We start from the raw sequence: 11127 nt of genomic DNA on the forward strand, positions 1-11127 counted from the left end.
CCGTCTGGCTAGTTCCCGTCCGGTTCGCGAACCGGCGCTGATTTCTGCGTGCATCACCGGGCACCGCCACTTGGGTTCCCGCCTGTTGACGCGTCGGGATTCGCGAACCCACCGGAAATGTCGCCATACGTGTCTACCGGTGAGGTGGAGCTGGCGTGCAGGGTTGCGCTGCCGGGGGTGGCGAGCATCGCGAGATCGTCCAGCTGGGCGGTGCAGGTTACGGTTACCCGCACCAGGGCGCCCGGTGTTAACCCGGCGGGATCGGTGTCGACGGTCAGGTCCTGGCAGGTGACCCCGGCGTTGGCCAGGGCGGTCTGCGCGGTGACGCGGGCGTCGGTGACGGCCTGGGCGGGGGTGCGGGCGAGTGAGGCCGCGCGGGCGGCCTGGTGGGCGACGTCGGCGATTCGTAGCTTCGCGTCGGACACCCGGTAGCACAGCACGAGGAACAGCAGCATGAGCAGCAGTGCCGGCAGGATCAGCACGAGTTCGGTGGTGGCCGATCCCCGGTCAGGGCCACGACGAGCGCACGTAGGTTCGCGGGTCACGGGGCCGGCCGCCTCTGCTCGACGGGGCCGGCCGCGTCGGCGTCGATCCCGAGTCGAAGTCCGGGGATGACGCCGGCAGCGGTGCCGTGGACGTGGACGGTGGCCGTCTGGGCGTCGCGGGTGACCATGACCTGGGGGCTGGTGAGGCTGGCCCGGCCGAGCTGATCGAGGGTGGCCTGCGCCTGGGCCTGGCCGGCGGCGATGGTGCCGCCGTCGGCGCGGGCGGCGGCCAGCGCACGGGCGGCGGTGGCCTGCGCGATGTGGCTGGCATGCGCCCAGATCGTGACCTGCGCGAGCAGCAGCACGATCGTGAACAGCAGCGGCATCACGAAGATCATCTCGACGGTCAGCGCCCCGGTGTCCCGGCAACGGCGAGGCGTTGGCGTCTGTGTGGGTCGTGCGCACCGCCGCCCTCGGTCCGGTCGGACGCTGCGAGATCGCGGGTGCGCCCGTCGAGGCACGCTGGAACTGCCTCCAGCGGGTCGGCGTGCCGATCCAGGGCGGCCTGGATGGGGGCGACGTCGGTCCCTGACCGGACGGAGCCGGGCTGCCATCGTCGGAGCCCTGCTACCGGAAGACCACGCTGCGCGCGGCGTCCAAGATCTGCGGGCCGAAGATACCGATCACCGTCAGCGCCAAAGCCGCAAGGAACGCGATCCAGATGACGTTCTCGGTGGTGTTTCCCGCATCGCGCTCATCGGGCGGTGCCTTCGTGTAGCGGTCGCAGATGCGTGACCACCAGGTCTGGAAACGGCCGAACACGATTCCTCCGACGGTCGAAATACTTCTACAGGGAGCGGGTGATCTGAGTCAGAGCCGGGTAAAAAACAAACAAAATGAATCCGATCGCTATCAGGACGCCGGGAATACTCATCCGTTCGGTCGCGGCATTGGCCTCGGCCTCGGCGTCCTGGGCCTGGCGGACCCGCAGCGCGGCGGCCTTCGCGTCGAGGGACTGGCGGACGCGGGCGCCTTCGGTGCCGGCGAGCGCGACCGCGTCGGCCAGCTCCGTCAGCTCGGCTATCTGAAGCTCGACACCCAGCTGGCCGAGTCCCACCCACGGGCTGATCCGGGTCTCGCGGGCGGTGCGCAGTGCCCGGCGGATCGCCACGAACGGCCAGCCGTTGCCCACATTCGCCGCGTCGGTCAACGCGGTCTCGACCCCGGCGCCGCCGGCGAGCAGCACCTGGATCAGCGACAGGTAGGCCGACAGCGCGTGGCGGAACGCCCGGCGCTGACGGTCAGCCTCCGCCTTCACCGTGAGGTCAGGCAGGAGGAACCCGACGACGGTAAGCAGCAGGGCGACCGCGACCGGCACTGCCCAGGGAAACGGCCGGCCCCCAGCGGCAAACGCCAGCCCCACTACGGAGGGAAACAGCAGACCGGCCACCGCGGCGGTCGCCTTCTCCGCAAGATGGGCCTCGGGGGAACGGCCAAGTGTCGCCAGGTCCTGGCGCAGCGCGTCGGTCGGCAGGCCGGCGGCGCGCAGTAGACCGACGAACGGCCGGCCCATGCGTGCAGCCCACCCGTCCTGCTCCGCCGGCACCGTCATCGGGGCGGCCGGTGATACCGGAGTGGGGTTGAGCCGGGCGAAAACCTCGTCCAAGGAAGGCCGGGGCGGGAACAGCCACACCACCAGCGCCCACAGGCCGACCCCAGCCCCGACACCGAGCAGCATCAGCAGGACACTCATCGAGACGCCCACCCGACCGTCGCTGGGGCCGTCCCCGTGGCCTGCGGCGCCGTCGGATCGTCGGAGTCGAGAAAACGACCTGGGTTCTCCATCAGCGCCATGCGCCGAAGCCAGACAAACCCCCCGGCGAAGATCGCCCCGATGGCGAGCAAGACCAGCTGGCCCGCAGCTGTGCTGTAGGGGGCCAGGAAAGGCCGGTTAAAGATCACGAGTCCGCCGGCGAACACGATGCTTGTCACGACGACGACCCGCATCGTGGTGCGCATCCGGGCCCGACCGACCTCGATGCGGCCCAGCATGTCGACGTGGGCGCGGGCGGTTGCGGCGAGCTGGCCGAGCAGCCCGGACAGTTGACGAGCCTGGTGCTCGGCGGCAAGGATCAGCGCGCCGATGACCAGGTCGGCCAGCGGATCGTCCAGGTCGTCGGCCAGGCCGCGCAGCGCCGGGGAGAGCCGCTCGCGGCGGTTGATCCGCGCAGCCAGCAACGCGATCTCGCCGCGGATCGCGGCCGGGGCGGTGGCCGCGGTTGCCAGGATCGCCTGTTCCAGGCCGGCCGCGGCGGCGAGGGTGTCACGCAGCTGTTCGGCCCACACCGCGATGCCCTGGGTACGGGCGACGTGGCGGGCCTGAGCCCGGTCCGGGCCCAGCATCCGTGGCAGCCCGTAGACCGCCATCGCGATCAGCAGGCCGCCGACGACCCAGCCGGTCACCGCCCCGGCCACGATCCCCGCGGCGACCGAGCCGGCGAACCACCGGCCGAACCGCTGATCGGTCTGCCACGGCCACGCCCGCGGCCTGCGCGTGGGGCGAGGTGCGTCCTCGTTGGGGACGCCACGCCATCCGTGGACGATCAGGAGCAGGCCGGCGCCGATGCCCAGGCCGAGCAGCCCGAACACGCCGGTCATCCCCACCACCCCCGGGCAAGCAGGTCCGGGTCGAAACCGACGTCGATCAGGTCGTCGAGCAGCTCCCCGGTCGGCGGTGCCGCCGGCAGGCCGCGGCGGTCGGGACCCGGCCGGTACAACTCGTTTGTCACGATCTGCACACCGTCGGCGTCGACCACCTCTCGCACCGACGAGACGACGCGGCGGCCCGGTTCACCGCGCGGCTCGGCCAGATGGACAACGACATGGATCGCGCTGGCGATCAGCAGGTTCGTCGCCTCGACGGGCAGCCGTTCCGGGCCCTGTACGGCGTAGGAGGCCAGCCGGCTGAACACCCCGCGGGAAGTCGAGGAGTGCAGGGTGGTCATCGATCCGTCATTGCCCTGGCTCATGGCGTTGAGCATCGGAATGACCTCGGGCCCGCGGACCTCGCCGACGATCACCCGGTCGGGGGACATCCGCAACGCCGCCCGGACCAGGTCTGAGGCAGAAATCGCGCCTTCGCCTTCGGTGTTGGGTTCCCTCACCTGCATGGCGACCACATCCGGGTGAGCCCGCTCGTCGGCGTCGAGCCCGAGCTCGTAGACGTCCTCCACCGTCACCAACCGCTCCGACGGTGGGATCTGGTCGGCCAAGGCGAGCAGCATCGTAGTCTTCCCGATCGCGGTGCCCCCGGCGACCACGATGTTCTTCCGCGCCGCCACCAGCGCCGCGAGCAGACCCTCCAGCCCGTAGTCGATCGTGCCGTTGGCCCGCAGCGCGGACAGGGTGACGTGGCGGAACCGGTGCCGCCGGATGCTGACGGAAGGCCGTTGGGTGACGGCCATGACCGCGAACACGCGGCTCTTGTCGGCCAGATGAAAATTGACCATGGGGGCGCCGCGGTCCCAACGCCGCTCCTCCACCCCGGCATGTGCTGCCAGGTCACGGATCAGCCCGACCAGCTCAGCATCCGAGCCGGTGATCGCCGGAAGCCGCTGCCGGCTGCCATCCGCCCGGCGGATGAACACCCGATCACCGTTGATGTTGATGTTCTCGATGCTGGCATCAGCCAGGAGCGGTTCGAGGCCGCCGAGCCCGAGGACCTCGGCGAGGACCTCGTGAATGACGCGCTGCTCGTCCTCGGGCGTCAGGACCGCCGCTCCGCGGGCCAGCTCGGCGGTGGTGTGGGCCTCGGTCAGGTCCACGAGCACGGAGCGGGCGAACGCCTCGCGTGCCTGCGCGGTCAGCGGCGGGGAGCCCGCGTCTTCGTCCGCCCGCAGCCGACGGGCGAGCGCGGCCCGCAGTCCGTCACGGAGCCGAAGGCGCAGGGCGTCGGCCGCTGAGCCGGAGGCACGGCCGGGAAGATCGGTCGGCGCAGCCGGGCCCCCACCGCCGGCGCCGTCCCAGGGGACGAGCGGACCGGGCCAGCCCGCACCGTTCCCGGACGCAGCTGGTCGGTGCGGGTCGTGCCAGGACGGGACGGTCATCGCGGCACCCTCCGGGACGGCGGCAACGCGGCCCACGCATCGGACCCTGCCAGCGCCGCATCCAGCGCCGGGGCCGCTGAGTCGGCCGGCACGGTGGCGGCGAGATAGCCGGCCATGCCCGCCACCGTGCGGCCCAGCTTCGACCGTCCGATCCCGGTGCGGGTCTGGCGATGGCCGGCCAGCACCTCCGCGGCCGTGGTGTCGTAGGGCACCGGGCCCAGCACCCGTGAACCCAGCACCCGGGCGATCTCCCGGACCCGGTAGTCGGGTGTCCGGTTCGGCTGGGCGACGACGACTACGTACCAGGCCGGAAGCTCCCAGCCCTGCACCACATGCATCCGCGCCGCCAGATGCGCCAGCTCGTCGTCCCGCGCCCGCACCACCAGCAGCAGCACGTCCGCCGCTCGCAGCGCCGGTCCCGCGGGCGACCGTGGATCGATCCGACCACAGTCCACGATCACCGTCCGCCCGCCGGTCCGCGCCGCGGACCACAGCAGTGCCCAGCCACCACCATCCAGCTCGCCGAGCACCTGGCTGGCCTGCTCGGCGCCGGCGGGGGCCGCGATGACCTGAAGACCGCCAGGCAGCTCGTGCACATGGCCCTCCACCGGGCGGGCCTGCCCGCCGCCCCGGCGCCCGGCAGCGGCGAGCGTGACCAGCCCCCGGCCGGGCAGCAACCCGAACCGGGCAGCCAGGTCACCACCCGCCGGGTCGGCCTCCACTACCAGCGGCTCCCCGTCACCGGTCGGCCAGCGGTCCGCCAGCGCGAGGGACAGCGTCGTCGCGCCCGGCGACGCCTTCAACGACCCCACTGCAATGATCACAAGGCGGTCACCGGCCCGTTCCGTTGACCGTGACGACGCCGATCTGCCCGGCTGGAGCCGCCGCCAGCGCACGGGCGTCGCCCTCGGCGAGCTGGAGCGAGACCACCGTCGCCTGCTCGGTGTCCGCCACCACCACGGCCACGACCGTCGCCGGCCACGACTGGGCGCCACCCCCCGCCGCGGTCGACACCGCGCTGGTGGCGGGGGCGACAACGACCGTCACCCGCGAGCCGGCCGACAGGCCGCTAGGGAACTGGCCGGCTTTCAACGCCACCGCCGCGATCGCCTCCCCCGGCGGCGGGACCTGCGCGGCACCGACCGCTGCGCGGCTGAGCACGGTGCCGGCGGGAAGGCTGTAGGCGACCGGCTTGCCGAGCACACTGTCGCGCTCGCCGGCCGGGACGGTATCGACACCGTCGGCCGCGACCCGCACCTCCCGCACGTCCGCCGCCACTAGGACATGGCCCACCGTCACCGGCCGGGCCAGCACCAGCACCGGCTCTCGCGACCCCACCCGCGCACCGGCGACCAGCCCGCCGGCGGCACAGCCCACCACCAGCACCACACCCAGCAGGAGATACGGGACCCGGCGCCGCTGCCGCGGACCGCCAGTCAGCCGGGCCGCCGGGGCAGCACCCGCTTGCCGACCGGCACGGTCCGGACCGGCCGCACGCGGCGTCGAGGACGGAGCCGTCACGACCCGGCACCCCCCATCGAACCCTGACGGGGAGGGCAGCTCGGCCCGGTCCCCCTGGTCGTGCAGATCACGGTCGTCATCAGCCACCGCCCGCCGTCAACGCCGGAACATCGATCACCCGAGCCGCCGCCGTCGACACGGTCGTCAGCCCCGGGAACGCCCCGGTCTGGCCGGCGCCCGCCCAGGTCACGTCCCAGCGCACCGTCGCCGTCACCGCAAACGTCCCGGCCGGCTCGTCCAGCGACCGGTGCTGATAGACGTGGCCGCAGTCCGGCGAGGCGCTCTTCGGATCGGCCCCGGCAGGGAACGGCGTGCCCGGACCGGTGCACGTCACTGTCCCGCCGTCCCCCAGAGACCAGGTCACCGCCACGGGCTTGGCGACCGCGGTCACCGACACCCCACCCGCTGCCGCTGTCGCCGCCATCTGCTGCCACCCGGCGGGGTCCAGCCACAGCCATGTCGGCAGTCGCACCAACTGGTCGGCGACCGGACTCATCCCGATCGCCGGGCCGGCCAGCCGTAGCTGGCTGCGGGCCTGCTCCGCCAGCTCCTCCGGGTCCGGCGCAGGCACCGCTCCCGGGCCCGCGTCCGGAATCCACACCGGCGGCCGGTACAGCGCATCCCGCACACCGTTCGTCGCGCATTGGTAGAGGTACCAAGCACCCGGCCCCTGCCCCGGCTGCGACGCCACCGGACGCACCGACAATTCCGAGGAACCGAGTGCCACAGGGCGTACCACCAACTCACCCGCTGCGGGCAGCTGATAGGAGGCAGGCCGCACACCGCCAGCGGGCGGCTGATAGTCACTACGGACATACGTGCAATCCGCCGTCGCCAACGCCGGCTCGTCCAACGCCCTGTCACCCGGCGCCGTGCTCCTGCGCTGGCCGCCCCCTCTGGTGTCGGGCGCGGAGCCCTGCGGCGGGGCAGGAGCCGCTGGGGACGTCCCATTGCCAGCGAACAGCTCGCAACCTGGATGCGGGTTCTGATCGCAGTTGACTGAGCCGTAGAAACCCTGATCATCAGGTCCCGGCGGTGCGGGTGACGCCGCGTTCGCGGGTGCAACCCCGCCGATACACACGGCCACCACGACAGCGACGCCTCCGGCTCGGATTAGCACGATCCCACTGACCCCACGGCGAAACGAGTGACCCGCCACGCACCGTCCTGGTGCGGCTTCACCTCGGCGGTAATCTGCCGGCGACCACCAGGAGATCCCGCGACCAGCTGCCCGTCCTCCGGCTGCCCCGGTTCGGCGTGGTACTTCCGCCACCCAGAGTCGTCGCCACAGTCTGCGATCAGGACTATCGTCGGTGCGGCAGGAGGATCAGCCGAGGTCACCGTCGGCTGATTTACCGACTCACCTCTGGAAACGACTTTATTAAAATGGTCAGCATAGAGCGAGCCGGTAATTACCTGTAGCGCTGAACCCGAGGCATAGCGAGACAGCTCCGGAGCCTGCCAGTCCGACGTATGGCTGGCTATCGCCGTCGCGCGCCACATCCCCGAATACGCGGCCACCGCCTCGCTGCGGGCGATATCCGCCGGAGACGTCGGTGTGGGAGCCGCGGACACAGATGGATGTGCGGAGACGGAGACTCCCGCGTCGCTGGGCGTTGGGGCGGGTGTCGAACCTCCGCCCGAATCGCAGGCCGCGAGGGCTAGCACAACAGTGATCAGGACGCCGGCGCTTGCGGCCCGTGGGCGTGTACCGCGGCGCCGCTCGGACCGATGAGTCCCAACCTCCACCGTGCTCCACCTCGCAGGCCGTTCCGGCGCGGGAGGTCTCCCACCTGGATGGGAAACCTCAGATGAACCTCCGGTCTAGGACTACGCCGATCGCGGCGATCTGGGGCGTTCTAACTTCGCGGTCCGATCGGCATCCCAGCACGAAATGACCCAGAAGGGCTAGTAGTTCTGGTCCGGATGGGCTATCCCAGCGAACCGCTGGGATAGCCCATCCGGACGGTCGACGACTGGTCTCGATCGCAAGTGCATCTGCAATTGCAGGCTGTGTCCAGGCCGAGCGGCTATTGCGTCGAGTCGTGGAGCGTCCATTCGCGGGACAACGGGTGTCCGATCCAGACGAAGGTGACGAGGTCCAGATCTACATGGCGCGCTTCGGGCGAAGTCCAGTGTTAGGTGGCGAGAGGTCCTGCGGCTGGCTGCTCCTACTGATCATGGCACCTTGTCGACGATCATCGAGGAATTCCGCAGGATGAGGTGGTGGCTCTTGATCTGCCGGCCAATCTCGTAGCAAGCATGGGCCGAAATTCGTCTCCTGAGCGCCGGGAGTGCTGGTCCGACGACGGTGAAGCTGCGCCGGCCGAACTGGGATTGCGAACGACCATGGAGGTCGCAGCCCCGCCGCAATGGTCCCTAAATCCGTAGTGGAGAAAACCGAATCCTGTCTGCGATGGGCAAGGATCAGCCCGTGCTCGGAGGCTCCTCCCTCGCCAGGAGGTCGAAGAGTTGCTCGGCGGCTGCTCTGATCTGGACGTCGGGGAAGTCCTCGACCATCCGCTCCAATTCTTCGATGAAGATGTCTGTTTGGACCGAGCGGGCTTCTTCCGACGAGCCGAAGACTAAGCGGTGGAGGATCTCGCCAATCGCGGTCGAAACTTCGGATGGGCTCCGAGCTCCAGTCAGTCCCTCTCGGAATACCTTCTCGACGATCTGCTCCTCGATCAAATGAGTCGCATCCGTTTGATCGTGACCCTCGAACCGGCCAGTGGCGGGTGAGATCGGGTAGTCGGGCAGGTAGCCCAGTTCGCGAGCGCGTGCGAGCCAGCGGCTGGCCGTGATCTCGCTGACGCCCCACTGGTCCTTGATGACCTGCCGCGGGGCTCGATCGGTCAGCTCGGCGTCGATGCAGAACCAGGCGACCTGTAGGAAGTGCTCGGCCGGCCAGGAGCGACCCCTCTTCACCGACTGGATGCGGGCTTGGAGGCCGAGGTCGGCGACCTTGTTGCCCCACTTCTCTCTCAGCGCGCTCTTGACTCTCCCCAGCATGGTTCCTGTCGGTGCGCGTCGAACGGTGTTCCGGGTAATTGCCTCGGGGCTGTCGGCGTCCCGCGGTGCGATCGCCAGGCTCGTGATGGCGGGCTTCCCGTGCACCATCCGCCCTTCGACGTGATAAATCCAGGGACCAGGGACGTCGGAGTAGGTGACGTGGACGCGTTCCTCGCCGTTGGCGAAGCCGTATACCCATCCCGTGGCACCGTCCCCGACGAACGACAGGGCAGCGGCGAGTTCCTCCTCAGCCATAGTGATAACCCCCCCTCCATGTTGTCGGCTTCAAAGCCTATCCTTCGGCGACCCAAGGCGGAAGGCTGAAAACAACAAGGACGCCTCCCGGGTCAGCACCGGGAGGCGTCGAGGCCGTCTTGAGATAGGGAAACAACATGAACGTAGGCGAGGACGGGCACGGGGACGAACGCCTGCCACTGCGGTGGGTAGTCATCCTGCTCGTGAGCGGAATCGCTGGCATGGTGGTCGGCCGGCAGGAAGGCCTGGGCGCCGGGATGACGGTGGCGATCGCGCTGGCCGGTCTCCTTCATATCGTCGTTCGCCGGTAGTTGGCGTCCTTACTGGTAACCGTCGGAACCACATGGCCGGGCCGTTGGCCACCTGGCAGTGGGTGGGCGAGGGCCCGGATGGCGGGATCGATCTTGACGGGATGAGCGGCCGGCCGCAACTGGCCAGGTCATCCTGCGCGGAAACGATTAGCGCGCCTACTGGTTCGCGTGCAACCGCGATCCCGACTCCGGCATCCTCGGCCACCGCCATCTCCAGGCCGCCCTCGTCGATCGCGCGCCGCTCCCGACGTCGGCGTAGTTCGACGGACCCGTCTGCAACAGCCAGACAGCCACAGCCGCTACACAATTCGCCAGGTAATTTTAGACAGCTCGGAGCCCAGCCGTCCGGACCTACCTGGCGAGTCCCACGTCAGCGTGGACGGCATTCGCCGCCTTCGCCTGGTACCGGTATGGCGGGGTTGATGGCTGCTTCGGTCTGCTGGGTTCGGGCGCGCGGCTCGTCGGAGCGTAGACCTTTGACGAAGATGCGGGTCCCGGCCGCGGTCTCCACGACGATCGCGAGCTGGGAGTTGAATCCGGGGCCGACAGCGATGACGCATGGATCGGGCCGCACTGGGCGGCTATGGCCTCCTGGAGCGCGTGGTCCAGGTTCGGCCACGCGACACGTTCGATGACCACGGGGCGGAGCCTACTGTCGAATGCCCTGGGCGCCCGCGACGCCGCGAGCACTTCTCCTGAATATCGGCCGGGGCAAGTAGTGGTACGGGCGAGCCCTTCGCAAGGGCCTGAGTGAGGCTGAACGGGCTACGGTCGCGGTCCCGCCGACGCAGGGTTTTCGGAGGTGGAGATCCCGAGGCCCTTGCGGAGGGCGTCGACTGCTAGCCGGCGATGTGAGATCGCGTTCTTCTGCTCGCTTGACATTTCCGCGAAGGTGAGTGTGGCCCCGGCGGGTGCGAAGACGGTGTCGTAGCCGAAGCCGCCGTTGCCGCGCGGTTCGGTAGTGAGTATCCCGTGGACGGTGCCGGTGAAGACCCGGACACCGGTGTCGTCGGCGTAGCCGAGAGCGGTCGTGACAGCCGCGCTTCGATCGGCTACGCCGGCCGCCATGCTGAGGAGGCCCCGGGTTCCGACGGTGTCGAGGAACCATGCGATGAGAGCGCCTGGTAGGCCGTTCCAGGCGTGCAGCGCCAGGCCGGTGTCATCGACGAGCACCGGGCTGTGCAGCTTCGTGTAGGCGTCCTCGGCTTTGTACTTCACCACCTTCGCGACGTCGAGGGACTGGATCTCGATGAGGTCCATCGTGGTCGCGGCGACCCCGATGCCCAGAAGGCTGGCGTACTCGCGGGCCTTGCCTGCGTTTCCGGTGATGAGCGTAACGCGGTCGATCATGCCTTCCTCTCTCCGAAGGGGTCTGGGCGTTCTGCGGTCGGGGCGATGGCGGTACCTAATTCGATGGCCCCGCTGCCCTCCCCGCGC

13 protein-coding genes are annotated in these 11127 nt (G+C 69.9%); 2 read left to right on the forward strand and 11 right to left on the reverse strand.

Translation table 11 applies throughout. The features are described from left to right. Window positions 1-53 precede the first annotated feature (53 nt). Together FRANEAN1_RS12705 and FRANEAN1_RS43265 are read right to left on the reverse strand one after the other, a co-directional pair. Window positions 54-545: a TadE/TadG family type IV pilus assembly protein gene (locus FRANEAN1_RS12705; RefSeq protein WP_020460183.1), complete on the reverse strand. Its 492-nt coding sequence runs from the start codon at window positions 543-545 to the stop codon at window positions 54-56. After that, complete coding sequence (locus FRANEAN1_RS43265; RefSeq protein ID WP_347177226.1) at window positions 542-895, reverse strand: TadE/TadG family type IV pilus assembly protein; 354 nt, start codon at window positions 893-895, stop codon at window positions 542-544. The genes FRANEAN1_RS12705 and FRANEAN1_RS43265 overlap by 4 nt, the downstream gene beginning before the upstream one ends. 29 nt (window positions 896-924) lie before the next feature. Here FRANEAN1_RS43265 and FRANEAN1_RS43270 point away from each other — a divergent pair, with 29 nt between their 5' ends. Beyond that, window positions 925-1077: a hypothetical protein gene (locus FRANEAN1_RS43270; protein WP_347177298.1), complete on the forward strand. Its 153-nt coding sequence runs from the start codon at window positions 925-927 to the stop codon at window positions 1075-1077. Between the two features lie 35 nt (window positions 1078-1112). Here FRANEAN1_RS43270 and FRANEAN1_RS12715 read toward each other — a convergent pair whose 3' ends face one another. From FRANEAN1_RS12715 to FRANEAN1_RS12750, 8 genes are all read right to left on the reverse strand, one after another. Beyond that, window positions 1113-1307 carry a hypothetical protein gene (locus tag FRANEAN1_RS12715; RefSeq protein ID WP_041254088.1) on the reverse strand — a complete coding sequence of 65 codons (195 nt, stop codon included), beginning with the start codon at window positions 1305-1307 and terminating at the stop codon, window positions 1113-1115. Between the two features lie 25 nt (window positions 1308-1332). Beyond that, on the reverse strand, window positions 1333-2238 hold the full coding sequence (locus FRANEAN1_RS12720; protein ID WP_020460184.1) for a type II secretion system F family protein: 906 nt from the start codon (window positions 2236-2238) through the stop codon (window positions 1333-1335). Beyond that, window positions 2235-3143: a hypothetical protein gene (locus FRANEAN1_RS12725; protein WP_020460185.1), complete on the reverse strand. Its 909-nt coding sequence runs from the start codon at window positions 3141-3143 to the stop codon at window positions 2235-2237. The genes FRANEAN1_RS12720 and FRANEAN1_RS12725 overlap by 4 nt, the downstream gene beginning before the upstream one ends. Then, on the reverse strand, window positions 3140-4591 hold the full coding sequence (locus tag FRANEAN1_RS12730) for an ATPase, T2SS/T4P/T4SS family (protein WP_020460186.1): 1452 nt from the start codon (window positions 4589-4591) through the stop codon (window positions 3140-3142). Before FRANEAN1_RS12730 ends, FRANEAN1_RS12725 begins: the two co-directional genes overlap by 4 nt. Beyond that, window positions 4588-5403 (reverse strand): hypothetical protein, encoded by an 816-nt coding sequence (locus FRANEAN1_RS12735; RefSeq protein ID WP_347177109.1) that lies wholly within the window; start codon window positions 5401-5403, stop codon window positions 4588-4590. Before FRANEAN1_RS12735 ends, FRANEAN1_RS12730 begins: the two co-directional genes overlap by 4 nt. Before the next feature lie 19 nt (window positions 5404-5422). Beyond that, window positions 5423-6199: an SAF domain-containing protein gene (locus FRANEAN1_RS12740; protein WP_347177110.1), complete on the reverse strand. Its 777-nt coding sequence runs from the start codon at window positions 6197-6199 to the stop codon at window positions 5423-5425. Continuing rightward, a complete protein-coding gene (locus FRANEAN1_RS40905; RefSeq protein ID WP_347177111.1) occupies window positions 6192-6839 on the reverse strand; it encodes a hypothetical protein in 648 nt (215 codons plus the stop codon). Before FRANEAN1_RS40905 ends, FRANEAN1_RS12740 begins: the two co-directional genes overlap by 8 nt. Window positions 6840-8539: 1700 nt before the next feature. After that, on the reverse strand, window positions 8540-9379 hold the full coding sequence (locus FRANEAN1_RS12750; protein ID WP_020460191.1) for a hypothetical protein: 840 nt from the start codon (window positions 9377-9379) through the stop codon (window positions 8540-8542). A gap of 137 nt (window positions 9380-9516) precedes the next feature. On the opposite strand from FRANEAN1_RS12750, the gene FRANEAN1_RS40910 reads away from it, so the two are divergent. Next, window positions 9517-9690: a hypothetical protein gene (locus tag FRANEAN1_RS40910; RefSeq protein ID WP_157472594.1), complete on the forward strand. Its 174-nt coding sequence runs from the start codon at window positions 9517-9519 to the stop codon at window positions 9688-9690. A gap of 765 nt (window positions 9691-10455) precedes the next feature. On the opposite strand, the gene FRANEAN1_RS12760 is transcribed toward FRANEAN1_RS40910, so the two are convergent. Continuing rightward, entirely contained in the window at window positions 10456-11040 is a 585-nt protein-coding gene (locus tag FRANEAN1_RS12760) for a non-canonical purine NTP pyrophosphatase (RefSeq protein WP_020460194.1), read from the reverse strand. Between the last annotated feature and the right edge of the window lie 87 nt (window positions 11041-11127).

Source organism: Parafrankia sp. EAN1pec (assembly GCF_000018005.1).
Classification (GTDB): domain Bacteria; phylum Actinomycetota; class Actinomycetes; order Frankiales; family Frankiaceae; genus Parafrankia; species Parafrankia soli.